Origin of the sequence: Streptoverticillium olivoreticuli subsp. olivoreticuli, from assembly GCF_003391135.1 — a bacterium.
In the GTDB taxonomy this organism is placed as follows: domain Bacteria; phylum Actinomycetota; class Actinomycetes; order Streptomycetales; family Streptomycetaceae; genus Streptomyces; species Streptomyces blastmyceticus.
The window spans coordinates 7,018,736-7,042,640 of the sequence record NZ_CP031455.1 but is presented as its reverse complement, the minus strand read 5'-3'; the positions used below and the strand labels follow the sequence as shown (position 1 = coordinate 7,042,640).

The following is a 23,905-nucleotide window of genomic DNA, read 5'->3' as shown; positions in this document are numbered from 1 at the left end:
AGTGCGACTTTAGACAGAAGGAACAACAGGACAAAGCTTTCCGGCCAGCGCATGGGCACTCTCAGCACGCCTGAGCGGCTGGATCCGCGCACGGCCTGGACGGCGGGACGTGGCTCGCCCGACTCGTCCAACGAGGCATCGCTCTCGCCTATGGCGCTGAGCTCCGCCGGGCGGCGCGCCCTGTGGCGCCTGGCGGACGTCACACCGGACGAGGTCTCCAGCACCGTGCTCGCCTACGGCCAGAAGGGGATAGCTGACGCAAACGCGCCCTGAGTGAACGGGTGTTGCACCATGCGGAAGCGCACCTCACCCTGCGCGCCCTGCGCCTGCTCTTGCCACCCGGCACCCTGATCCGTATCTGTGAGAACCCCCGCGTAGTGGAAGCCGCCGCTGACACTGCCGTGCTCTCAGCCGCTCGTCTGCACGTCCGGGAGCTCCGCCACGGGGGTAATCAGCCTCCTCGACACCCTCACTGCCACTGACTGCCGCTTCGCCTGTCACAGCGACTTCGACTGGCCCGGCGTCGCATTGGCCAACCGGATCATCCGCCGCTATGACGCCCGTCCCTGGCGGCTGACCGCCGAGGACTACAAACGACTTGCCGCCCGCAGCCAGTCCGAGAGCGTTCCCCGGCTCCCACTCGACCGCCCCCGTTGGTACGGCGCAGTCTTCGGAACCTCGGATCCGGTTCCCTGCAGGAGGTTTCGAACCACGCTTCAGTCAAACCGTCGGGCGAACTCTGCACCCGCATCCACATCGTCCAGGTGGACGGGGCGGCTCTCCACCTCAAGGACGCGCATGAGGGCCGAAGTCGGTACGCGATAACGGTGCCCGGGGCGAACAACGGGGCAGGGGAAGACGCCCCGGCCGATGAGTCGGTAGGCCGTACCGAGACTCATCCCCAGGGCGCGTGCCGCGGTGCGCAGATCGACCGTGACGGGAAGCCGGAAAAGTTCCGGGAAAGTCAGCGTGGGTCCGGAACGCCCGGTCATGAGGGATCGTTCCGACAGGCCGTACGGTTCGTTCGCCCATGGGCGCGCTTGGGCGTGCGGTGCCCGATGGTGCGGGCTTGTGTGCACAGGCGAGTGGCGCTTACGGTCGCGCCGAGCCCCAGGCGATGGGCCACCGCACCGAGGCGTTCACCTTCGCGTTGAACGGTGTCGGCCCCGGTTTCCGTCCAGGAGCCCGGCACTCCGCAGTGCACCACCTTGCCGGAGTCTGCCGACTCGTCGAGCCGGGCTCCGCGGTGCCTGCCGGCTCTCTCCAGATCCTCGACCGGATACTCACGCACGGCAGCCTTCGCCAGCCGCCATCCCCCGCTGCTGGCTGCACGCCACAACAAGTCTCCGAGCCCGGGGAGTTCGGGGTCGGCAGCATGGAGTGCCTCCAAAGCGCCGAGCAGGACTGCGGAACAGATGTCCTGCGTATCGGCACGGGAGTAGCGCGCCAGGCGCCCAACTGTGCGGCGGAGTCCGGGGAGCAACATCCACATCGCCACGAGGCTCCACATCCGGTCGGGGTCACCAGCCCGGTCCTGCTGGCCGAGTTGGACCAATCGTCGCCAGATGGCATCGCGTCGTGCCGGGTCCTCCTCGGGGTCCAGGGCGATCCGGCGAGCTGCCGGTAAGGAGAGTGCCGGGGATCTCGCGAGCTCACCGGGCTCGACAGCATCGATGCAGAGGCAGGCAGCGGGGTAGCGCTCGCTGTACTCCGCTACCTGGATTTCAATGGCGTCGAAGATGCGTGAAGTACTCGGATGAACCATGACTCACCCTCTGTCTCGGGCCCATGGAGGAGAAGTCTCCTGGGGGACAAGAGCAGCGTGGGCACGGGGTTGGTGAGTACGCCAGCCAGCCCACCCGAAAAGGTGGATTCTGGGGGATATGGTAACGGCCGAGCCGGATAATAAGATAACGGGCCGCTGAGGCTGGCGCGGCCGCCGAGCCCGTACAAGATCCTCCGCCCCCAGTGCGCGGCGAGAGCGTGCCGGACGTCAGCGCTCTGAAACTCCCGAAACCGTCGGCTGTGGCTGAGAACATGCCGGTGAGTGCATTGGCTCCAGTCGGAGGCCCGCGTGAGCGCGGCGCGCAGGGCCGGGAGGATTCCCAAGACGAAGGAACTGTACGGAGGCTGGTGCCGCGAGGGCTACGAGATCCGGCTGATGGACATTCCCGCCTGGCGCTTGGCCGTCCTCGAACCCATCCCCGTACCTGCCAGACTCACTCAGCCCCATGCCGTGGTCAGAGCCCTGCAAGGCCAATCCCCACCCATGGGGCTGACCAAGGCCGTGCAAGCGCGGGCTTTGCGGCTTGTTCAGGCGCTCATCACCGCAACTCGGAGTCGAGGCCACAGCAATAGGGCCGGAGCGACTCACGGTGCGCCCCCGGCCGCCCGTCCGCGGATCATCGTCAGCGGCGGTCAACCACACCGTGCCAGTGAGTGGGCAGACACTGCGGACCGCTCCCTCGAGGATCAGCTGGCGGAGATCGTCCAGGAGGTGGATCTGAGAGGGGAAGCCGCCGAACGCAAGCGGCTGGCCGACCTGGAGGCGGCGAAGCAGAAGCGACTGCGCTGGGAAGCCTCGATGCGGCAGGCGCGCGCCGAGTACGCCGAGGCGTATCGCATGAAGCACCTTGAGTCGCAGGAGGAGGCGTGGCGACGCGCGACCCGCTGGCCGAGTACCTCAGTGCCGCCCGCCGGCAAGTGGAGACCTTGCCGGACGGGCAGGCAAAAGATGAAGCCGAAGCCTGGGTCTCATGGGCCGATACGCACGTGGAGCGGCTGAACACGCCACCCCGGCTGCCGAAGGTCCCGGAACCGCGCGCCGAGGACTTGGAGCCCTTCCTCCACGGCTGGAGCCCCTACGGTCCCAACTCCTGCTGAAGAGCAGCGACCCGCCGCTCAGACGTCCTTCCCCACCGGCTTCAAAATCGCCACGCACTCCACATGATGCGTCATCGGGAAGCGGTAGATGGAAAACATGTGGAAAGAAACAGCAGGTCAGGAGCATGCTGCGCGAGCATCGCACTGACCGGCAGTGTGCATTACGTGCGGCGTGGGCGCTACGGACACCTGCGCGACGCTCCCCTACGCAAGGGGGCGTTCCGCTGACCTTCCGTGGGTCATATGCCGACCGCACTGGCGAGGTCCACGTCAGAGCGGGAGGTCGTCAGGGAGGACCCGGAATGCCTTGTAGCGGCCGAGCGGGCGTACCGCGCGGAAGTCCCGGCGGTCGAGGGTGAGGATGGCATCGGTATCGAAGTCCGCGGCCAGCGCAACGTTCACTGCGTCCGCCAGGTCGAGGTCCAGGCCCGAGTAGCGGGCGCGGACGGACTGCGCGACCCCCAGGTGATCCTCCGTGATCTCCGGTACCGAGATACGACCCCGGCGCATCCAGTGTCGAATGTCGTCGACCGCACTGACCGCGGCCTCGCGGCCGAGTTCACGGGTGGCGACATGGTCGATCTCCGCGAGCAACAGCGGCGACATGACGAGCAATCCCGCCACCATGATCGCCTCGTTCGCCGCCTGATGCTCGGGGTGCGTGGAGTCGAGCGCGGCCAGCAGGCCGGATGTGTCGGCCACAACGATGATCACGCAGCGGTCCCTCTCTCCCGCTGAACCGCATCCGCGACCGCGTCACGGACCTCGGCCTTGGAGGGAGTGCGCCCCGAACCCTCGAAGGTCCGGGAGAACAGCGGCTCATCCCAGACCCGGTTGGCCATGGCAGCGAGGTGAATACCCTGCCGGATGATCTCGGCCTCACTGATGCCACGACGCTTGGCCGCTTCCTTGATGATCGCGAGATCTTCCGGATCGGCGTAGACGTTGGTTCGCTTCATCGACATGTACCAAGATTACCCATGTACCAAGCTGATGTATACTGGCACCGGCTGGCGCGCTCTTGGCGCGGCCGGCCCCGACCGTTCACCCCGGCGAGGCTGTCCTCCGCCACCCGGCCCGCATCCTGCTCTGCCATGCTTCCAGGCATGCCGAAGAGTCGTGGCCGCCGCAAGCCGGGCGGTGCCAGGAAGCTCGTACGCCGTTCACCGCGCCCCCTGCGGCTGTCGGACCGTGCCTTGCGGGAGGCCCGAACGCTATGGCTGGGAGACAAGGACATCCTCGCCGTGGAGGCGTGGGCAAGCGGGCTCCTGGGAGAGGCGTGGCTGACCGCAGGTATGACGGAGCGCGAGCCGGAACACATGCTATGTCTTGAGGTGGTGGGACGGGCCTCGACGACACCGTCCCCGCACGGCCTCGCCGCCGTGGGCGCCCTGGAGCGGGTCGGCCCGCCCGGCAGCCGCTCCCTGCTCCACGGGACGGTGGAGATCCTCGCCGACTCCCAGCCGCTGCCCGCCTGGCACGGAGCCGCACCGCACCGCCCGGTGCGAGCCTGGTGCGCGGAGGACGTATGGGACAGCGAGCGGGTGCTGTTCATCGAGTACGACGGTCCGGTCCCACACACGCTGATGGCGCAGATCGGCGAGGCCGGCGGCACGCTGGTCGACAAGCTGGCGCTGCTGGCTCCGGAGGCCGTCACCGCCTGGGAGGAGGCACGGGAGACGGGCGAGGTACCGATGCCGTTGGTCGGACAGAACGTCGACGATGTCCTCGCGGATCTCGCCGCGGCCCTGCGTCTGACGGACATGACCTGGCCCCGCCAGGACGACGAGGACGTCGTCGCCCTGCGGTCGCTGGCCTGGGCGCGCTGCCGGGACCGCCTGCCGGACCGGACCGGGCAGCAGCCGCTGGAGGAGGCTGAACGGGCCCGTTTGCTGAACGTGTTCACAGCTTCCCGCACCGGCGCAGCGAAAGAGGTCGGCACCGTCCGGTCTCTGGGCGAGCTGTTCCTTGACTACGGGGAGAACTACCTGAGTCGCGGGCCACTGTGCTGGAGCCCCGGCCAGGTCGCCGTCTTCCTGGAGGACTGGCTGCCGCGCAAGGCCGTACTCGATCAGGAGCACCGCGCATTCCTGCCCGACACCTTGAAGCAATGGGTGACTCTCGCGCTCACCGAACGCGGCGTCGAGGCGCCGTGGATCGCTCCCGTCGTCTCCGCGGTCGACACCCATGTGCCCGCCTTCCGCGCGGCCTTCGACGACGAGGCGGCATGGGGCCCGGCCAAGCAGATCTCCGCCGCCCTCGCCGCACGGGGCGTCGACCTCACCGACCACGATGCCGTCGACGCCGCCGTGCGCGCCCTCAACGCCGAACGGCTCGCCCGGCAGCTCACGGGCCGACCACGGCCGTCCAGCTCCTGACACATGTCCCAGCCAGGGGCGCACGCACCCCAAGGAACGCCTCCCGGCAGCGACAGAACCCGAAAGAGCAGGCAAGAAGAAGTGGAGCAGTAGGAAGAAGTGGAAGAAGGCGACTCCCCCATGGTTCTCCCTCAAATCGACACGCTGGTGGCACAGAGCGGGGATCTCAAGAGCGAGCTGGTGGCCTTCGCGCAGAGTCCGTACTTCGCGAGGCGGCTGGATGCCCGGCTCGACGAGGCAGCGGACCGGCTCGGCTTCCTCGACGAGGCGACCGTCATCGAGACGATCGACCACTTCGCGCTGCAATACCGATTGGCGAACGGCTCCACGGTGGTCGAGCGGTTCGTGGCCCAGCGCCGGCCGCCGCTGCCGGAGGACGAGCGTGCGATGCTGCTCGGCTGGCGCGACGTGGTCGAGGGGATCTTCGAGGTACAGAGCCTCGACCGCAACGCCGCCACACTGCACAACCTCCTCGACGATCTCGTCTACCGGGTCCACTCCAACATGGGGCGGCGCGCCCTGGGCAAGCTACGTAAGGGGATATTCGTCGCCGCCCGCATCGTGCCCGTCCACCCCGACACCGACGCCTGGCTGGTCAGCGGCAACCTCGCCACCTACCGGCCGAGCGACGGTAAGGAGTTGGCGCAGGCCGCCGTCCAGACTCTCACCGCCAATCCACAACTGCTGCGCCGCAACCCCGAGATGCTGCGCAAGGGCTGGGAGATGCAGGCTGAGGCCCGCGCCGACTTCATCGAGTTGTTCGGCACCGATCTGCTCATCCTGGACCCCGGCGAAACACAGGACCGGCTGCGGGAGTACCACCGCCACCGGCAGGACAAAGCCCTCGCCGAACTCAAGGGCAAGGCCGCCGCGGAGGCGAGGAGCGGCGTCCCCTCCCTCGACGAATTCAGCGCCCTGCCCGAAGAACTTCTCGACGCGGACACCATAGCCGTCATCTGTGACGAGACCGAAGGCATCTGCTACTACGCCGACTTCGGCCGACTCGACGCGCTGTTCGCCGATCCGTCCCTGGCCCGCGACCGAACTTACCTGGCGCAGTTGCGGGAGTACCTGAACGACGGCTCCGTCTCCCCCATGGCCATCCGCCGCCTGATCCAGCGGCATCCCGAGAACGCCGACGCCGTCTTCCGCGCACTCCTACACAAGCCCGCGTTCAGCTGGGAGCGGGACGGGGAGGAGCTGCTGCGCCGCCGCAAGAAGAGCCACTACGACCACGAGCCCCTGCCCAGCGTCACCCCGGTCGGCGCCCGCCTGGCCCAACTCCTGCGCGCACAAAGGCGGCACAGGCGATGAGACTCACCACCGCGGAACTCGACGCCATGGTCGAGGAAGCGACCGTCGACGCGTACGACGAGTACGAACAGTTCGCCGCCTTCCACGTGGCCATCGAGGATCACCTCGCGCTGCCGTTCGACACTACCGTGCTCGGCGTCACGGTGAGTGTCACCGCCATCCAGGAACGGCCCGGCAGCGGCATCATCGCCCTGTGCCGACGCGGCCGGTACCGGCAGGCGGTCGGCGTCCTCGACCTGCCGCTGCCCGAACCCGCACCCACGGGATGGGCCTGGGTGGAGGCGTACCGGCACTGGGCGTCCTGAGCCGCAACACCCGCCCCCCTGTTTCTCCCCACCATCCTGACCTCGAACGTCAAGGACGGCACCGCGATCGCCCCATTACCAGATCAAATCCCCGGAACGGCGGGACCCTCTGCCAGAGGTCTCGAACCGCGTCGCAGGCAAACCTGCCGGCGAACTCCGCACCCGCATCCACATCGTCCAGGCAGACAGGGCTGCTCTCTACCGTCCGCCCTCGCGGCTTGCCGCGGGCAACTGGATCACGTTGAACTCCATCCGTAGAGCTTCCGGTCGGAGATCCCCCTTCTCTGGTCGGGTAGCCGGAGACCATTGCTGATCTGCGACCCCCTTGAAGCGGACGTGCAGCGTTATAGGTAGTCGTCGAACTTCTGCGCCTCGCAAGAGCAGATCATTTCGACCTCGGCCACCACTTTCGGACAGTAGTGGCGGCGCTCCGCGTAAGGCCTCGACACCAGCAATACGACTTCGGCGTGATGCCGATCGCAGCAAGGGCCCCGCGGGACAGAGTGATGATCTGTTCGGGGTGTCAACATTCCGCTCCAGCAGGATCGCGCCATCGGAGGCTCCCAGATCGAGATCATGCTCGCGGTAGTGCACGGGCCTCGCCGGTTGCGGTGAACTGTTCACTGCGTTTTGCTTCTGGCATGGCACAGTCCCTCCGTCCTCAGGCCCTGCAACGTCAGCGACTGTTCAGAGACATGAGCATGGAAGAGCTAGCCGAGGCGGTAGGAGTCACTCCGCGTGCTGTACGCCACTGGGAGGCGGGAACACGGGCTGTTGGTGACCGAGCTTTCGGCCGGCTGCTGGAGGTGTTGCGATGTGGTGCGCAGGATCTGACAGGGCGCGTACCGGGTACCGAGAGCCTGGCCGACTTGCGCCGTGATGCGGGCTTGAGCACGGAGGAGGCCGCCTCAGGTCTACGGCGCAAGCGGGGCGCACGGGGCTTGCATATCAGTGCTGAGAAGATCCGCGATCTGGAACGCGGCAGACGAGTGCGTGGCTGGATGTGGGGATCTCCCGAGACCCTGGGGCGGGTGGCGCGCCTGCTCGCCCAGGTCTATCGAGTCCCCGACCGGGTGGTGATGGATGCCTGGCGCCGCAACCGCCCGGAGGACCCTCTCCCGGTGCTTCCTGTCCGACGTCCCCGTCAGCCGTCCGGGGAGTCGATGGCTGTATGGAGGGCCCTCAACGAGCGGCAACGTACCTATCTGACGTGCATCTTCCATCAGGACCAGGAGGTCGAGGAAGAACAGCGGCAGGCCCGCTTGGTGGGAGCGGAACAACGACCGGCAGCCGAATGGCGGCGCATGACGTTGGCGGTCTCCGCCTCGTCTGATGCAGTCGGGTACACCCGCATTCAGGAGAGACTGCGCGGAGCCGGAGTACACGACCCCGGAACTGGATCGTCGGTGGCCGCCTTGGAGCGGCGTGACCTGATCGTCGTGTACCGGGACCGGGTGTATGTCGAAGGGCTAGGGGATATGCCCCGTACCCGGGTGGAGATGACCCGGCGTGGGCGAGCGGTGGCCCGTGCGGCCCTCGGTGTTCCCCGGGAAGCAGGACCGCCCGCGCCGCTGCTGTCGTTGTGGCTGTGGAAGATCGTGGTCCGTGTCGCGCACGCCGGGGCGCAGGGGGTGGACGGCAGCCTCGCCGGGCGTGGGCCGCATTACCTGGCGGTGGGGCAAAGCCCTGACGGACGGACCCCGAGCCGGGGTTTCATCGTGTTGCGGCACCCCGACGGGGTGACTCATGGACCGTACCGGTGGTTCCTCACCGACTCCGGGCGGCGCCACATCACCGACCACCTCGACGCCTACCGCGGCCTGTATCCCAGCATCGACGCCGAGGGCGTCGACGAGAGCTCTGGCTGAACTCCCTGCGCGGGTTCCCAGGGCCCATTGTCAGTGGCCTGGCGTAGGCTCCGGCGCGTGACGCAAGCTGACGACACAACAGACATTCAGCAGACTCACGCACTGCTGGAAATCGTCAAGGCATTCGCCGTGTGCGAGCACGCGATGGTCGGCGAGGGACTGGACGGGCCGAGACGCCTGGACCGCCTCATGGAGGCTCACGGCATCCTGATGGCGGCATGCGGCCCGGGGCACCTGATCCTGTTCGACGAACTGATGGGCAGGCTCACTGGCGACCGGGCTGGCTCCCTGGAAGGGCTGCTGCCCGACTGGATCGACAGCGATGCTCTTGTCGGCGTGCGGCTTATGGACAGCGAGGGCGTCGCCACCGAGGACGGGTTCGACTTCCGGCACGAAGCCCAGCGCGTCCTGCGGGCCGCGCAGAAGGTTGGCAAGTTCACCGGGCAGGTGACGAAACCGAAGCTGGATGATGAGTACAGCCAGGAAGCAGTCTTCAGCGCGATCAAGGGCTCCTTCTACGAGAGGCACCGCACCACGCTGGTGGAGAACCCGACGGTGCCGGCGGGCAGTCTCGCGGAGCTTAAGCTGCCGTCCCGGGCGAACGACTTCTACAAGCCGATCGCCCAGTACGCGCAGTTCAACGGCTGGTGGTGGCCCTGCCCTGCCTGCAAGTGGCCGATGAAGGTGACAGCGGCCCGCACGGGCTCGCGTACAAGGGGCAGGGTGCGGTGCCTGTACCCCTGGCACGAGGAGACGGGCGCGTCGTACGAGTTCGTCGTGACCGCCCGGAAGAAGTCGGCCCCCGAGCTGAGTCCGACGTTCGAATGCCGGGTTCCGTCCGGTCGGTTCGCGCGCCTGTGGACCGGGGCCGTGCCGCACGTGCCGCAGGCCAAGCCAGCCGCGGAGTACATGGCGCTGGTACGGCCGGTGTGGCGCTACACCGTCATCCCTGGCCTGCCCGAACTCGCTCTGCACCGAGCCGCCGCGGCGGCCCTGGAGGGAACGGCCTGGACATCACATCTGTGGCCCAACGGGGACCAGTGTGACCTGTGGATCACCCGTGAGAGCAGCGAACAGCCTTGGTTTCCTGCTGACTTCAAGGACTACACCTGGCCGAACCACCTGGTCGGCAAGCTCCACATGGACGGCGGCGATAAGGGCGGCGCGGAGTATCTGGTGGTGCCCGACCACCGCCAGGACCAGGTCGCCCAGCTCAATGCGGTGTGCCGCACGTACAGGATGAAGGCGGCGATGACCGCGACGGACTACCTGGAGATGGTCGTCACGCAGATCAAGGAGGGCCGGGCGTGAGCGGGGAGATGACGGGGAAGGAAGCCGGCCTGGCGGGAGCACTCGCTCTGGCCGCGCACTACTTTCCCCGCAAGGACGACGAGGGCCGCATCCTGGCCGGCTTCGAAGAGGCCACGTTTTTCTCCCACCGCAAGCCACACGCATGGTCGGAATGGGCGGGCTTGCCAGTGGCCGAGCAGAACCTGATCCGTCAGGTGATGGCCTTGGTGGCTCCGGAATGGACGGATGCGAAGAAACTCAGGGCCGCGGTCCTCGCTCTGCTCGGCACCCTGGCCCCCGATCCTGACCTCGCGGACAGGTCGGGTGGTTCGCTGCGGCTGCCAGCGGGGGACCCGCACCTGGCCGAAGTGGTGATCCCCAGGGTGGGAGGGGACTTTCTCGGCTACGCGCAGCGCGTCACCGGCCCGTTCTTCACCTTCGGCAAGCGCCCCAAGGCGCAGGCGTTCGCGGGCCCGGGAACCCTCAAGACGAGGACGGCCTACCTGGGCCAGGAACACGGCACGACCAGCAGGGAGATCCATATCCAGGCGACTCCCGGCTTCCTTGAAGCACCCGGCCATGAGGTACTGCCGCAGGTGCACACCCGACCGCAGCGCGACCGGGTCACGCCGACGGTGAAGCAGCTCCTGGATGTCGCCAAGATCCTCAGCGGGCAGAACAAGAGCGTCGCCTACCTGCACAAGGTGCTCAAGCGCTTCTTCAAGGCAATGAAGACCACCGACGGTGAGCTGACCGAACTCGACCTGACAGCCGGAGACCTGCAGGTCCTCAACGCCCCCACGGGAAGCGGCAAAACGGTACTCGTGCGGGTCATGGCGTCCTGGGCAGCGCTCAACGACCGGCGGATCGCCCTCGCCGTCACCGATGTCCGCGCCACCCTGGACATGGCCTGGGACATCAACAACGACCTGGCCTATCTGCACCGGGCCAAACACCTCGCCGAGCCCGCTCACTGCACTCCCCTGATGTCCCCGTCGAGCATGCACCGGCGAGCCATGGACTACGCCGCCCTGGGCACCTCCACCCGGATCAACGAATGGGACCGGCGCGCCAGGACCGACATCGGGCTGCTGTCGGCCGGCTGCGCGCAGCGGGCATTGATGGACCCGCCCACCCTGTATCCGTACGGGGAGGAGAACTGCACCTCGCTGACCTCTGCGGCCACCGGCTCCACCCGGCTCACCTGCTCCTTCGCCCCGGTGTGCGGCAAGTTCCAGCAGTTCTACCGGGCCACCGACGCGGCCGTGATCGTCACCAACCACGCAAACCTCCTTGAAGGCCGCACACGCATCGGAGTCGTCCTGGACGGGCAGGAGTTCCGCGGCAAGGCGCGCGGCACCAGGGGCATGAGCGTGCTGGAGATGACGCTGCGAGCCTGCGATGCGCTGGTGATCGATGAGATCGACGCTTTCCAGACGGCTGCCATCAGCCGCTGTACCTCGGAGATCACTCTGGCTTCTCGGAAACGGACGACCGCGTTGCGGGAAATCGACTCCGATGCCAAGAACCTCCCCGTCGTCCATGAGATGGCCCTCGCAGCGCCGGTCAGCCACGCCCGGCTCATGGCCGAGATGCTGTTGCTGTGGCTCTGCTCCGGCAGCGGGCTCAAGCTGAACCCGGGCAACGAGGCGGACAGCCCTGACGGTGCCGGCCGCGACAACACCGGCTGGCGCCTGGCCCGCTCGAGGGACCGCGAAATCCTTCAGCTCCTGTTCCCCGACCAGAGTGCGGCCGAGGATGTTCCGCCCGAGCTGTTCGCCTTCCTCGACGAGATCATGCCCGCCCGCTGGTACGCGGCCGAACCGGATGAGGAAGCCGAGCTTCCTGAAGGAGCCGACTGGGACGCCCTCCAGACGGCCCTGACGATTCTCACCGCGCAGCGCGGCCAGGACCACCTCACTGACACCCGCGACGCGATGCGCACGCTCCTGCGCGAGCTCGTGCCCGACGCACATCAGCAGGCAGCCGTGGTGAACTTGTTGATCACCCGTACCGTGCTACGGGAACTCGACAGCGCGCTGGACGAGCTGCGTATGCAGGCCCAGACCCTGCGCTATCTCGACCTGGGATCGGTCCGCAAGATCCTCGAAACCATGCGCAGCAGCACGGTTGCCACCCTCTACCCCCTGGCCATGCTGGGCCGCTCCATCCACGGCTACCAGGTCAAGGGCATGGACAAGAAGGAGCAGGAAGCGGAACTCCTGTCACGTTCCTTCGGCGGCGATCCCCACACCTTCGTCAGCGAACTCGGAGGTCTCACAGCCCTGTTGACGGCTGGCGTGCAGCGCCCGGTCATGGGCCTGTCCGCCACCGCCTACCTGCCGCAGGCCGTACAGGAACACATCCACGCCCCGGTCCGCTGGTGGCTTCCCGACACCCGTCCGGAGTCCATCGTCACCCTCGCCACGCCTGTACGGGGCAGCAACGGGGATGCCATGAGGATCGGGGGCCTCCCGCCGGAGCTGAAGCCCAACGCACTGCGCGATCTTGGCCGGGGCCTGTACGAGCAGCAGCTCGCCAAGCGCCTGGCCCGCCTGGAGAAGCGCGAACCGGAACGGGCCCGCGTCATCCTCGCCGTCAATTCCTACGAGCAGGCCGCCTACCTTGCCTCCGGGGTCGCACAGGCCGACGGATTGAACCACCGGGTCTGCCTGCTGGTGAAGAAGCCGGAGAAACAGAACTACGAGGAGCACCTGCCCACCCACGTGGACCGGATGGTGCGCGAAGAGCTCAAGGAGTTCCCCGACCGCGGAGAGATCCTGATCGCTCCCCTTGCCGTCATCGGACGGGGCCTGAACATCGTCGTCGGAACGCGCTCGGCGGTCCGCGACATCTATCTGTGCGTTCGGCCCGTCCTGAGCATCGAGGACACCGACTGGCTGCACGCCAGCGTCAACGCAGCCGGTTTCAACACCCTCCCCACCGACGGCAGCGACGAGCCCCTGGCCGTCCTGCGCGCTGCGAGCGAAGCGTCCTGGAAGCAACTCACCAAGATCCTTCGCTCCCCGGCACGGTTCTCCAACATGGACCACGACCTGCGCAAGGAACTCGTCGCAGGCATGCTCGTCCTGCTCATCCAGCTCGCCGGCCGTGCCCGGCGAGGCGAGACCGACATGACCCTCCACATCGTGGACCACTCCATCCACGACAAGAAGTTCAGCTCCGACCTGGCCACGATCATCGAGCAGATCTACCGCGACTGGACTCCGGAGCAGCGCGACATCATGAATGAGCTCTACGGTCAAGCGCTTCAGGCATTCCTGACCTACGCGGGGCTCGACCGCGAGACACTCTGAACTGCCCATGCCTGTATCCGCCTTGCCGCTGGCGGAGACGGACCCGCACCCTCTCCCGAACGGAGAGACCGAGAGACGAGGTACCCCTGCTCATGGGGCGAAGCAGCACGCAGCGGGATCTCACCGCGCACACCACATCGATCCGGTGCACCCCCGAGCTCCTGGACGGAATGGCTGCCCTGGTCTGGGACTTCGGCGACTACCACGCGCCCATCCGCACGGCCTGGCGGGAATTGGGGAGCACGGCCGCACAGAACGGAAAATGGATCAAGGGTGTCCAGGACCCTGACCCCTTCCTGGTCCCTTATTCCATCGCTGTCACCGTGCTCCAGCAGATCACCGATGGCTACGTCTACCTGGACAAGTACCTGGCCTTCATGGTGACGCTCAACCCTGTGGAGCCCGACATCCTCAGGGCAGTCTTCACCTACCTGGAAGGCATCGTCCGACGGGTTCCTCTGGACGAGATCCCCTTCATGGATCCACCCACCTTGGCCCGACTGGTCGCCGACGTCGCTCCGGAGCGCCGCAGCCTTGCGAAGAACATCCTCCAGGAGGAAGACGGCAAGCCCGCCAGCCCGGATGGTTGGGCCTATGAGGCGGTGAAGTGGCACATCGCCAAGAAGCTGGCCGCAAAGCCCTTCCTCGACGGGGAAGTCGAGCCGGTCCGTGAGGAGTACGAGGCGGCGGACGGCCAGGTGAAACACAGGACCGTCGGCTGGGAGCCCTCTGACAACGTCGCGGCCGTGCAGTACCGGCCCATCAGCAACGGTGACCTGATCGCCTGGGAACAGCCCATCGGCCCGGTCTTCGCCTCCCTCGCCCACCCGGTCGACCTCGCCGAAGCGGTCGAGGCCCGTCCCGAGAACCCCACCCGCGGCCAAGTCCAGTACGCGCTGTCCCGCCTGTCGGTGAAGATGGCCACCTACACAGCCGAGCCGAACCCCGTCCTGAATCTTGACGCCCACATCCGGCGCATCAACAACACGGTGATCCACGCCAGCACCGTCCTCGTGGACCAGGGAACAGACCGGCCGATCATGTCTGTGTCCCTGGACGGGCGCGGTCTGCGGCAGACGAACAAGCACGCGCTGGAAATCCTGGCGAAGATGGACGCCGACCGGTCATCGCTCAACGCCATCGAGGAACGCGTCGCCGATGAGCGCAGCCGCCTGAACGCCAGGGACGAAAACGGCAAGAGGATCGACATCCTGACTCCTCCACCCGGGGCGATCAGGCCGACCATGCCGAAGACGGACTCCTTTGCTGTCGGTACCGGCGCCGGCATCTACCATCTCTCGCTGCTGCGGGAACACATCCAGCGATCCTTCGGCGACGCCGTCTCCCTGCTCGACCTGAAGTCGAAGGGGAATGTCTTCGGCAAGCGATCCCACGAGCCCGCCACCGCCGCCCAGGAGAAGGAGAAGAAACAAAAGAAGCAGGATGGCGAGTACGTCGATCTCATCGGCAAGCCCTCCCCGGAGGGTATCCGCCGTTCCTTCGAGACGGCCGGATACAAGAAGCTCCGCATCCTGTGCCTGTGGTACCGCGACGCGACCTTCACGCGGATGATCCACGGTCTCGCCCATCCCTACGGCCTCGACCCGGACGGCATCGATCCGGACCCCGACGGAAAGAAGTCCTTCCCGCTCGCGGACGGCATCGAAGCTGTCTTCTGCAACGCCGAAGCCCTGTTGGAGCACGGCCCCGGCACGCAGCGCGCCATCGACGCCCAAAAGATCATCGGCACGTTCGCAGAACCCGGTGTTCTCCTCGCCGCCTGGTGCGAAACCGAGATCCCGGTGCGCGGTGAGGAACACGAGGGTATGAAGCCCGCCGAGGTGAAGACCGCCCTCGCGGAGAACGACGCCAAGCACCAAGTCGTACGCGAACTCGCCAAGGCCGCAGTGCCGTCCCAATTCCTCGTCGGCCGCGAGTACGACCCGTTCACCAAGACCTTCACCATCGTCAAGAAGCCCGCGAAAGCCTTCGAAGACCACCGCGTTTACATGGGTCTGCTGGACCTCTACCGTTCATGCGGTGTCGTGGACGACCGCTTCGAGCGGGCCCTCTACCCCGACGACGACTCTTACCCGCTGCCCCGCATGGCGTTCTGCGGCATCCACATCCGCAAGCAGGCCACGGACCGCAAGTACAAGGGCCAGCCCAAAAGGATCATCACCGCCAGCGCGATCATCCCCTCCCCTGAACCCGGCGGCCCGTGGCGCATGATCGGCTGGAGCAACATCCATCCGCAGTGGGAGCACTACGCCCTCGCACAGAGCAACTTCCACGCCGCCAACTACCCTCTTCACGCTCAAAACGGGGACGGCGAGATCCAGCGCTGGGCGCAAGCCGGTGAAGACGTCCGCGCCGCCCTCCAAGACCTCCACGACGAGCTCGACGGCCTGCCCTACGCCTTGATGATCGATGGCCACGCCAGCCGCCGCGTATGGCCCGGCCTCCACAACAACAAGCAGGGTCTCGGAAAGGATCCCGACGACCCTCGCCTCTGGCTCCCCGCAAGCGGACTGCCCCAGTCCTGGAGCCCGGTCAGCATTATCCGCATGAATTGCGCGCAGGCGGAGATGCCCCGCTTGGTCGCCGTCACCGAGAAACAGAAAAACGGCAAGACCGTGACGGTCAAGACCTCCAGCGACCTCTACTACCCGGAAGCCCGCCCCGAAGGCCACCCCTGGTTCCTGTTCAGCGAACCCCGCAACTATGGCAAGAAGCGGCACGGGCAGTGGAAGACCCGTTGGCGTGCCGACCCGGGGAAGGCATCGAAGAATGCCGACGAACGCAAGGAGAACGAACTGAACTCTCCTTGGTACAGCATGACCACGCGGGAGATCACCCCCATGCACACGCGGGACGGCTACGACCGAGAGACTCTCGCCGTTGCCGCGGCTCGTCTCAGCCACCAGGCGCTCTCCTGGTCAGACCGAACCCGGTACCCCGCCCCTCTGCACGCCGCGCTCCAGATGGACCTCGGACATCCTCAGTACCGCCGTTCCGCCCCAAAGGACACAGAAAGCATCGAAATCCTGAAGGAAGCCAGCGGAACCGACCTATAGACACAGGGGCGCCACTCGGTAGCTCCGAGCGGTCCTCCGTGCCAGCCTCATTTTCGGGGCTGGCACGGAGGACGGCAGCGAATGCTCGGCGTTGCGAGTCCGCAAGGGGTCGTGTCCCGCAGAGTGATACAGGGGATCAAGCGCTACGCGTTCCGGTTCGAGGCCTCCGGCGATCTGTCCGGAGACGCAAGCCCATAGAGCGTGCCGGTAAGGCGAGTTGAACACCCGATCGGGCGGAGCCAGCGTCCCTAGTGCTCGATTCCTCAAAGGCGGTACTCAAAACGGCGTCGGAGTGTGCGTGTTGGTGGGGCGGGGCGGCCCCAGATCCAGGGTTTGGCACGGGCGTTGAGCTGGGCGGTTGCGATTCTGGTGGCGTGGTCGATCTCGTCGGGGTCGGCGAAGGACTGCCCTGCCAGGGCCGCTTTGCGGAAGAGGCGCCACCAGCCCTCCTGGAGGTTCAGCCAGCACGCACCGACGGGGATGAAGGCGTGGGAGATCCTCGGGTGGCCCTCCAGCCACTCACGAGTGGCCTTGCTGTTGTGGGAGGAGAGATTGTCGGTGACGATCACGATTTTCCCGGCGGGGTTGGCGTCTTCGACCAGCTGCAGGAACTGCTGGTAGTTGGCGCTGTTGCGGGAGGAGGCGGCCATCGTGATCTCGTTCCCGTCGGCCGGCCGCAGGGCGCCGTAGACCCAGGTTTTCTCCGGCCGGCGGGCGTAGTCGAGTTCGGCCTTGATCCGGTGGCCGTCCGGTGACCAGCCGGGTGCGGGCGGGAACGTGCGCGGGATCACCGGTCCGAGCTCGTCCGCGCAGATCACCGTGGCGTTCTGCGGCGGGTCCGTGTACAGGCCGACGATCCTCGTCCTTTTGGGGAGAACTCCGGGTCACGGCTGGTGATCCAGGACCGGGTGCGGCGCCAGCGCACGCCCTCGGCCAGGAAAATTCTGCGGACCTGGGAGCGCTGGATGCCGATGCCCTGGCGCCGGGCCGCCTCGGTGAGGGTGTCCAGGGTCCACTCGCCCGGGGCTGATTCGTCCTCGGCTGCCAGGTCGCCCCACGGCTCGCGCACCAGTCGGCCCGGCGGATCGCAGCGGACCAGCCCTATGATCCGCGAGCGTTCGGCCTCGGTGATCCGGGACTTGCGGCCGCATCCGGGACGGTCGCCGAGCCCGTCCAGGCCCTGGGCGTTGAACCGGTGCAGCCACTTGCGCACCGTCTTGTGATGACACCCGAGCCGGGACGCGATCACCGGAACGCGGTTTCCTTCCCAGCTCAGCACGATGATCCTGGCCCGCAGGATCCAGTCCGCCGGCGCATGCCGGGCACCGGCCAGCCTGCGGACCTTCCCCTCCTCGACCACATCCGACGCCGGACAGGCCGACAACAGCTTCGGCACAGCAACTCGCCCCCGAGAAGCGCGAACCGGCACCCCCACACCCCTACAACTACCCCGCCAAAGCGGAATCGAGCACTAGTACGCACCCCGGCGGTCACTCATGGGCAGAATCCGTAAGCTGGTTGACCAAGACCGTTCTTCCCCACGGCCGCGTAGGCGCCGCTTCTACGCTGGCCGTCATGCGCGAAGTCGAATACCGGAGCAGCGGCGTTCCGTTGGAGGAGTATGAACTCACCCGCAGGGACCACAGCCGTCAGAAGCAGAGCGAGGAGATCAGCGAGTGGGCTCGGCGTCAAGTCGAGGAGGACGACGCCGAATGCCGGGCAGACCCGGCGAGGGCAGAGCGTCGCCGCCAGGCGTTCGAGAACGTCGCGAAGCTGATGCAGTCTTTCAAGAAGGCCGACCACGAGATCATGCGGTGGCGTGTCCGGCTGTACTGCGGCCACATCATCGAGACGGAGGCGCACTACACGTACACCGACCCCCTCTCCGCCGGGTCATACGGCAGGCGATGTTCGGAGTGCGGGGAAGACCGCCGAACGATCGTGGCCTTCGAACCCATCGGACTGCGTGGCGAGCCACCGGAAGCAACAGAACCCCTGCCTCCGCCGCCGAAGAAGCCGACACGAGCCGAACTCGAACGACGTGTTAAGACGCTGGAGAAGGAGAACGAACGCTTGCGCGCGAAGTTCAGTGACTGAAGGTCCCGACCGAAGCCACTGGGCTGACTCGCCAGCAGGTCACGGAGGCCGAGCTGACGGCAACGGTGAAGATGCCGCCCGCGCGGATATAGGCACGGTCCACGTCACCCCCGCTCGTTCGAGCGAATTGTTTCGAACCACCCGTCGCTGACGAACGGAACTGACAACATGCCGCCGTCGTACTTCAGCCTCGAGTCGAAGGCGGGACATTGGAACGGCAGGTCAATGAGCGGCAACTCTCGGTGCTGCAGTGGGTGGAAGACGGGTGCCCTGCCGGCGTTTGGAAGACCAGCTCCTACAAGACCACCTGTCAGGCACTGCAGAACCGGGGCCTGGTCACGGTCTCCCGGAAGGGCGGGCAGTGGAGCGTCGCCCTGACGAGCGCCGGCCAGCACTATCTGGCGCACGGCACGTACCCTCCCCGCGGGTCTCGCCCACGGAAGGCGCAGGCCGCTGCTCCGCAGCCCCCGTCCGCTCGGACGCAGGAAGCCCCGGCCGCCGGGCGGAAGCCAAGCCCTCCATCACAGCCTCGCGTAACGTTCACGGAGCAGCTGTTGCAGGAGCTCGCGGAGACCGGCGGCCGGATCGTCAAGAGCGGCAGCGGTCCGGACCTGGAGAAGTGGCCGTCCCGCGTCGCCGCGGCACGCAGGTCCGGAAGGATCCCGGAGACGAAGGAGCTGTACGGGGGCTGGTGCCGTGGCGGGTACGAAATCAAACTGGTCGACATCCCCGCCTGGCGCCTCGCCGTCCTCGCACCCGTCCCCGTTCCCTCTCGGCTCACGCGGCCCCACGCCGTGGTCCGGGCCATGCAGAACGAACCCCAGCCGCTGGGCCTGACCAAGCCCGTCCAAGGACGTGCCCTCCGGCTCATCCAGGCGCTGATCACCGCCACCGAGACCGAAGGACACTCCAGTTCGGCAGGACAGACCGGCTCCGCCCCTCCGTCTCATCGCCGCCGCAGAGCAACTCCTCACTTCACCATTACCGCACAGGGCCAGACTGTGGGGTTCCTCGTCCTCCAGGAGCAGGACCGGACCGAGCACGTCGCCACCGAGAAGGAACTCGCCGAGGCCAAGAAGTACTCCTGGATCAGGATCCCCCGCTTCGACTACACCCCGTCCGAACGGCTCCGCTTCGTCCTCAGCGGCGGCCAACCGCACCGGGCGAGCGAATGGGCCGACACCCCCGGCCGCACCCTCGAAGACCAGCTCGCCGAGATCGCCCACGAGGTCACCCTCCGCGGCGAAGCCGCCGAACGCAGACGCCAGGACGAGATCGAAGCGGCACGCCAGAAGCGCATCCGCTGGGAAACCGCCATGGAAGAAGCCCGCATCCAGTACGCGGAGGCATACCGCGGCCAGCACCTCGAAGCGCAGGAAGGAGCGTGGCGTCACGCAGCGGGCTTGGCCGAGTACATCAGCGCGCTCCGCCTCCACGCAGAGGCTCTACCGACCGGACCGGCCAGGGACGAAGCCGAGACATGGATCGCATGGGCAGAGAGCCACGTGCAACACCTGAACCCCTTCAACGGTTCACCGTTGCTGCCCGCAGTCCCTGAGCCCCGCCTCGAGGATCTCAAGCCATTCTTGCGCGGCTGGAGCCCGTACGGCCCCACCTACTGAGCACCCGCACCGCCAGACGTCCGGCCCGCCAAAGCGCGGCGGGAGCGCGCCTGCCACCGCAACCAGCAGCGCTGGAACCCGGCCACCTTCCTTCAAGTTCCCGCAAAGACAGTCCTCGGGAGCACGCCTCCCACCCGGCATGACCTGCGCGATCAGCCAGCTATCGCCCCATCAGAACGAGCGTCAGGAGAGCGTCACGAGCGTCATTTCAGCGTCAGAAATTCGCCCCTAACGCCCATAGCGCACATAATGCACACCGGGTAAAACCGCAGGTCAGACGCAGTTTCCTGTGGGCTTGAGGATCGCGACGCATTCAACGTGATGCGTCATCGGGAAAAGATCGAACGCCCGCAGCGTCACCGGCTTGTAGCCCTCCTCCGCGAAGTACGCGAGGTCGCGCGCCAGGGCCGCCGGGTCGCACGCCACGTACGCGATGCGGCGCGCGCCCAGGGAAGCCAGGTGGCGGACCGTCTGCTTGCCCGCGCCCGCTCGCGGCGGGTCGAGGACGATGATGTCGGCGCGGTCGATGCCCGTGCGCGGGAGGACCTGTTCGACCTTGCCCTGCTCGATGCGGACTCGGTCGAGGTCCTGGAGGTTGTGGCGGGCGTCCTCCACCGCGCGCTTGCTCGACTCGATGCCGAGGACCGCGCCCTTGTCCGTGATGCGCTCGCCGAGGGCTCCGGCGAAGAGGCCGACGCCGCAGTAGAGGTCGAGGGCCATGTCGTTCTTGCGGGGCATCAGGCCCTGCATGACGGCCTTGATCAGCGTGTCGGCGGCCTGCGGGTGGACCTGCCAGAAGCCGCCCTCGCCGACGCGGTACGTACGCTCGTCGGCGCGCTCGCGGACGAAGGGGCGGCCGTGGACGCGGTGGACGGCCTTGTCCTTCTCGCCGACGCGCAGCACGGAGACGGGCTTGTCGAGCTCGACGATGGGGAGGCGGCCGCCGGGCTTGGGGGTGAGGATGACCTGGCGGTCGGCGGAGCCGGAGGCGGCGATGGCCTCGACGGTGGCGATCTGCGGCCACTCGCGCTTCTCGATGCCGAGCTCGGTGACGCCGGGGGCGGCGATCATGCAGTGGTCGATGACCTGGACGTCGTGCGAGCGGTGCTTGCGCAGTCCGGCGTGGCCCTCGGCGTCGATCGCGTACTGCACGCGGGTGCGCCAGGCCGGGACCTCGCCCGCCGGGAGCTTGTCGCCCTCGGCCGGCATCACCGTGCCGTCCCAGCCGGCCTCCTCGGGGGTGAGGCCCGCGAGGCGCTTGAGCTGCTCGGCGATGACCTCGCCCTTGAAGCGCCGCTGGGCGCCCGGCTTGGCGTGCTGCCAGTCGCAGCCGCCGCACTTGCCGGGGCCGGAGAAGGGGCAGGGCGCCTCGACGCGGTCCTTGGACGCCTGAAGGATCTCGACGGCGTCGGCGCGCAGGAAGCGGGAGGTGGACTCGCCCTCGGTGATCCGGGCGACGATGCGCTCGCCGGGCAGCGCGTGGCGGACGAAGAGGACCCGGCCGGAGTCGGTGCGGGCGACGCAGTGGCCGCCGTGGGCGACCGGGCCGACCTCGACCTCGTACTCATGGCCGACCAGCGAGGCGTCGTTCTCGTGCTGCATGGCGGGTCGACTCCAGAGATGGTGAGAGGGTGCTGCGGGACAACAGCCGTTCAGTCTACGTCCCGCAGCACCCTGCTCCTGCCGCCTACTTCTTGGTGGCGGCCTTTTCCTTCTTGTCCTTCTTGGGCGCCGCCGCGACGGGGCCGCGACGGACGGAGCCCGGGGCGTTCCACTCGGCGTGCTTGCGGGCCCGCTTCTTGGCCGCTTCGGAGGAGTCGAGCTGCCAGGGCACGGAGGTGACCATCACCCCGGGGGTGAAGAGCAGCCGGCCCTTGAGGCGCAGGGCGCTCTGGTTGTGCAGCAGGTGCTCGTACCAGTGGCCGACCACGTACTCCGGGATGTAGACGCTGACCGCGTCGCGCGGGCTCTCCTTCCGGAGGCTCTTGACGTAGTCGATGATCGGCCGGGTGATCTCGCGGTAGGGCGAGTCGAGGACCTTCAGCGGGACGTCGAGGGAGCGGCGGTGCCACTCGTCGCGCAGCGCCTTGGTCTCGGCCGGGTCGACGCTGATGCTGAGCGCTTCGAGGGTGTCGGAGCGCATCAGCTTGGCGTAGGCGAGGGCGCGCAGGGTCGGCTTGTGGACCTTGGAGACCAGGACGATGGAGTGCACGCGGGACGGCCGTACGGCCTCGTCGCCCGGCTCCTCGTCGATGGCGATCTCCTCGGCGACCCGGTCGTAGTGCTTCCGGATGGCCGTCATGGTGGCGTAGAAGATCACCATGCCGAGCAGGGCGACCCAGGCGCCGTGGGTGAACTTCGTCAGCAGGACGACGACGAGGACCAGGCCGGTGAGGAAGGCGCCGAAGGCGTTGATGGCCCGGGAGCGCATCATGTGGCGGCGCTTGGCCTGGTCGGTCTCGGTGCGCAGGTGGCGGTTCCAGTGCCGCACCATGCCGGTCTGGCTGAGCGTGAAGGACACGAAGACGCCGACGATGTACAGCTGGATCAGCTTGGTGGAGTCCGCGCCGTAGATGTAGGTGAGGACGGCGGCGGCGCCGGCGAGCAGCACGATGCCGTTGGAGAAGGCGAGCCGGTCGCCGCGGGTGTGCAGCTGGCGCGGCAGGTAGCGGTCCTGGGCGAGGATCGAGCCGAGCAGCGGGAAGCCGTTGTACGCGGTGTTGGCGGCCAGGAAGAGGACGAGGGCGGTGGCGGCGGCGAGCACGATGAAGAGGAACGAGCCGTTGCCGAAGACCGCCTCGGCGACCTGGGAGATCACCGGGTTCTGGGTGTAGCCGGAGCCGACGGGCTTGCCGTTGTTCAGCAGCTCGGTGGCGGGGTGCTCGGCCATCCGGACCTTGGTGGCCATGGCGAGCGCGATGATGCCGCAGAACATGGTGACCGCGAGGCCGCCCATGAGGGCGAGCGTGGAGGCCGCGTTCTTGCTCTTGGGCTTGCGGAACGCGGGGACGCCGTTGCTGATGGCCTCGACGCCGGTGAGGGCGGCGCAGCCGGAGGAGAAGGCGCGCAGCAGCAGGAAGACGAGGGCGAAGCCGGCCAGGCCCTGGTGCTCGGCGCTGATGGTGTAGTCGGCGGTGGGGGCCTTCATGGTGTCGCCCGCGACCAGGCCGCGGTAGGCGCCCCAGGCGATCATGATGAAGACGCCGCCGACGAAGACGTAGGTCGGGATGGCGAAGAGCTTGCCGGACTCCCGCACGCCGCGCAGGTTCATCAGCGTGAGCAGGACGATCACGCCGATGGCGCAGGCCGTCTTGTGTTCGACGACGAAGGGGATGGCGGAGCCGAGGTTCTCGATGCCGGAGGCGATGGAGACCGCGACGGTCAGGACGTAGTCGACGAGCAGGGCGCTGGCGACGGTGAGGCCCGCCTTGGGGCCGAGGTTGACGTTGGCGACCTCGTAGTCACCGCCACCGCTGGGGTAGGCGTGCACGTTCTGGCGGTACGAGGCGACCACCGTGAACATCAGCACCACGACCGCCACGGCGATCCAGGGGCTGAAGTGGTAGGCGGACACACCTGCCACGGACAGGACGAGCAGCACTTCGCCCGGCGCGTACGCCACGGAGGAGAGCGGGTCGGAAGCGAAGACGGGGAGCGCGATGCGTTTGGGGAGAAGGGTCTCGCCCAGCTTGTTGCTGTGCAGCGCCCGGCCGATGAGGATCCGTTTCGGCAGGTCGGTCAATTTGGACACGCA

The 23,905-nt window shown here is 67.4% G+C and carries 20 protein-coding genes; 12 read left to right on the top strand and 8 right to left on the bottom strand.

The features are described 5' to 3' along the window. The first annotated feature begins 51 nt into the window (after nt 1-51). Nucleotides 52-273: a TIGR02679 domain-containing protein gene (locus DXZ73_RS39695; RefSeq protein WP_240351570.1), complete on the top strand. Its 222-nt coding sequence runs from the start codon at nt 52-54 to the stop codon at nt 271-273. A 117-nt stretch (nt 274-390) separates the two neighbouring features. After that, nucleotides 391-825: a DUF2399 domain-containing protein gene (locus tag DXZ73_RS39690; RefSeq protein ID WP_338059162.1), complete on the top strand. Its 435-nt coding sequence runs from the start codon at nt 391-393 to the stop codon at nt 823-825. Here DXZ73_RS39690 and DXZ73_RS31250 read toward each other — a convergent pair. Next, nucleotides 717-992, bottom strand: coding sequence for a helix-turn-helix domain-containing protein (locus tag DXZ73_RS31250; RefSeq protein ID WP_116214333.1), 276 nt, complete (start codon nt 990-992; stop codon nt 717-719). The genes DXZ73_RS39690 and DXZ73_RS31250 overlap by 109 nt on opposite strands. After that, a complete protein-coding gene (locus DXZ73_RS38455; RefSeq protein ID WP_162890387.1) occupies nt 989-1,765 on the bottom strand; it encodes a hypothetical protein in 777 nt (258 codons plus the stop codon). The genes DXZ73_RS31250 and DXZ73_RS38455 overlap by 4 nt, the downstream gene beginning before the upstream one ends. Before the next feature lie 887 nt (nt 1,766-2,652). Here DXZ73_RS38455 and DXZ73_RS31245 point away from each other — a divergent pair. Next, nucleotides 2,653-2,883: a hypothetical protein gene (locus DXZ73_RS31245; protein WP_240351569.1), complete on the top strand. Its 231-nt coding sequence runs from the start codon at nt 2,653-2,655 to the stop codon at nt 2,881-2,883. A 270-nt stretch (nt 2,884-3,153) separates the two neighbouring features. Here the strand turns inward: DXZ73_RS31245 and DXZ73_RS31240 are convergent, their stop codons facing one another. Together DXZ73_RS31240 and DXZ73_RS31235 are read right to left on the bottom strand one after the other, a co-directional pair. Beyond that, on the bottom strand, nt 3,154-3,597 hold the full coding sequence (locus DXZ73_RS31240) for a PIN domain-containing protein (protein ID WP_116214332.1): 444 nt from the start codon (nt 3,595-3,597) through the stop codon (nt 3,154-3,156). Then, a complete protein-coding gene (locus DXZ73_RS31235) occupies nt 3,594-3,848 on the bottom strand; it encodes a CopG family transcriptional regulator (RefSeq protein ID WP_116214331.1) in 255 nt (84 codons plus the stop codon). Before DXZ73_RS31235 ends, DXZ73_RS31240 begins: the two co-directional genes overlap by 4 nt. A 141-nt stretch (nt 3,849-3,989) precedes the next feature. Here DXZ73_RS31235 and DXZ73_RS31230 point away from each other — a divergent pair, with 141 nt between their 5' ends. The 7 genes from DXZ73_RS31230 (at nt 3,990) to DXZ73_RS31200 (ending at nt 16,432) form a co-directional block, all read left to right on the top strand. After that, nucleotides 3,990-5,261 carry a hypothetical protein gene (locus DXZ73_RS31230; RefSeq protein WP_116214330.1) on the top strand — a complete coding sequence of 424 codons (1,272 nt, stop codon included), beginning with the start codon at nt 3,990-3,992 and terminating at the stop codon, nt 5,259-5,261. Nucleotides 5,262-5,381: 120 nt separating this feature from the next. Beyond that, nucleotides 5,382-6,575: a hypothetical protein gene (locus DXZ73_RS31225; protein ID WP_240351568.1), complete on the top strand. Its 1,194-nt coding sequence runs from the start codon at nt 5,382-5,384 to the stop codon at nt 6,573-6,575. Further along, nucleotides 6,572-6,880, top strand: a complete 309-nt coding sequence (locus tag DXZ73_RS31220; RefSeq protein WP_116214328.1) for a hypothetical protein — start codon at nt 6,572-6,574, stop codon at nt 6,878-6,880. The genes DXZ73_RS31225 and DXZ73_RS31220 overlap by 4 nt, the downstream gene beginning before the upstream one ends. A 641-nt stretch (nt 6,881-7,521) precedes the next feature. Then, nucleotides 7,522-8,748, top strand: a complete 1,227-nt coding sequence (locus tag DXZ73_RS31215) for a helix-turn-helix domain-containing protein (protein ID WP_116214327.1) — start codon at nt 7,522-7,524, stop codon at nt 8,746-8,748. A 57-nt stretch (nt 8,749-8,805) separates the two neighbouring features. Then, entirely contained in the window at nt 8,806-10,059 is a 1,254-nt protein-coding gene (locus DXZ73_RS31210) for a hypothetical protein (protein WP_240351566.1), read from the top strand. Next, complete coding sequence (locus tag DXZ73_RS31205; RefSeq protein WP_116214326.1) at nt 10,056-13,355, top strand: hypothetical protein; 3,300 nt, start codon at nt 10,056-10,058, stop codon at nt 13,353-13,355. Before DXZ73_RS31210 ends, DXZ73_RS31205 begins: the two co-directional genes overlap by 4 nt. A gap of 170 nt (nt 13,356-13,525) precedes the next feature. Next, the gene (locus DXZ73_RS31200) at nt 13,526-16,432 is read left to right on the top strand and encodes an RNaseH domain-containing protein (RefSeq protein ID WP_240351565.1); all 2,907 of its coding nucleotides are present in this window, start codon (nt 13,526-13,528) and stop codon (nt 16,430-16,432) included. A gap of 263 nt (nt 16,433-16,695) precedes the next feature. On the opposite strand, the gene DXZ73_RS31195 is transcribed toward DXZ73_RS31200, so the two are convergent. Continuing rightward, complete coding sequence (locus DXZ73_RS31195) at nt 16,696-17,250, bottom strand: IS630 family transposase (protein WP_116214324.1); 555 nt, start codon at nt 17,248-17,250, stop codon at nt 16,696-16,698. After that, entirely contained in the window at nt 17,247-17,828 is a 582-nt protein-coding gene (locus DXZ73_RS31190; RefSeq protein WP_116214323.1) for a helix-turn-helix domain-containing protein, read from the bottom strand. The genes DXZ73_RS31195 and DXZ73_RS31190 overlap by 4 nt, the downstream gene beginning before the upstream one ends. A gap of 179 nt (nt 17,829-18,007) precedes the next feature. Here DXZ73_RS31190 and DXZ73_RS31185 point away from each other — a divergent pair, with 179 nt between their 5' ends. Both DXZ73_RS31185 and DXZ73_RS39685 read left to right on the top strand, forming a co-directional pair. After that, nucleotides 18,008-18,529 carry a hypothetical protein gene (locus tag DXZ73_RS31185; RefSeq protein ID WP_162890386.1) on the top strand — a complete coding sequence of 174 codons (522 nt, stop codon included), beginning with the start codon at nt 18,008-18,010 and terminating at the stop codon, nt 18,527-18,529. A 554-nt stretch (nt 18,530-19,083) separates the two neighbouring features. Continuing rightward, nucleotides 19,084-20,151: a hypothetical protein gene (locus DXZ73_RS39685; protein WP_240351564.1), complete on the top strand. Its 1,068-nt coding sequence runs from the start codon at nt 19,084-19,086 to the stop codon at nt 20,149-20,151. 273 nt (nt 20,152-20,424) lie between these two features. Here DXZ73_RS39685 and DXZ73_RS31175 read toward each other — a convergent pair whose 3' ends face one another. Together DXZ73_RS31175 and DXZ73_RS31170 are read right to left on the bottom strand one after the other, a co-directional pair. Further along, the gene (locus DXZ73_RS31175; RefSeq protein ID WP_116214321.1) at nt 20,425-21,753 is read right to left on the bottom strand and encodes a class I SAM-dependent RNA methyltransferase; all 1,329 of its coding nucleotides are present in this window, start codon (nt 21,751-21,753) and stop codon (nt 20,425-20,427) included. An 85-nt stretch (nt 21,754-21,838) separates the two neighbouring features. Beyond that, nucleotides 21,839-23,902 carry an APC family permease gene (locus DXZ73_RS31170; RefSeq protein WP_116214320.1) on the bottom strand — a complete coding sequence of 688 codons (2,064 nt, stop codon included), beginning with the start codon at nt 23,900-23,902 and terminating at the stop codon, nt 21,839-21,841. Between the last annotated feature and the right edge of the window lie 3 nt (nt 23,903-23,905).

Excerpts from the sequence above, each read along its gene's own strand:
- DXZ73_RS31185 (WP_162890386.1), top strand. The coding sequence starts at position 18,008 with ATGCGCGAAGTCGAATACCGGAGCAGCGGCGTTCCGTTGGAGGAGTAT.
- DXZ73_RS39695 (WP_240351570.1), top strand. The coding sequence starts at position 52 with ATGGGCACTCTCAGCACGCCTGAGCGGCTGGATCCGCGCACGGCCTGG.
- DXZ73_RS38455 (WP_162890387.1), bottom strand. The coding sequence starts at position 1,765 with ATGGTTCATCCGAGTACTTCACGCATCTTCGACGCCATTGAAATCCAG.
- DXZ73_RS31200 (WP_240351565.1), top strand. The coding sequence starts at position 13,526 with ATGGCTGCCCTGGTCTGGGACTTCGGCGACTACCACGCGCCCATCCGC.
- DXZ73_RS31220 (WP_116214328.1), top strand. The coding sequence starts at position 6,572 with ATGAGACTCACCACCGCGGAACTCGACGCCATGGTCGAGGAAGCGACC.
- DXZ73_RS31235 (WP_116214331.1), bottom strand. The coding sequence starts at position 3,848 with ATGTCGATGAAGCGAACCAACGTCTACGCCGATCCGGAAGATCTCGCG.
- DXZ73_RS31250 (WP_116214333.1), bottom strand. The coding sequence starts at position 992 with ATGACCGGGCGTTCCGGACCCACGCTGACTTTCCCGGAACTTTTCCGG.
- DXZ73_RS31215 (WP_116214327.1), top strand. The coding sequence starts at position 7,522 with ATGGCACAGTCCCTCCGTCCTCAGGCCCTGCAACGTCAGCGACTGTTC.
- DXZ73_RS31225 (WP_240351568.1), top strand. The coding sequence starts at position 5,382 with ATGGTTCTCCCTCAAATCGACACGCTGGTGGCACAGAGCGGGGATCTC.
- DXZ73_RS31175 (WP_116214321.1), bottom strand. The coding sequence starts at position 21,753 with ATGCAGCACGAGAACGACGCCTCGCTGGTCGGCCATGAGTACGAGGTC.
- DXZ73_RS31230 (WP_116214330.1), top strand. The coding sequence starts at position 3,990 with ATGCCGAAGAGTCGTGGCCGCCGCAAGCCGGGCGGTGCCAGGAAGCTC.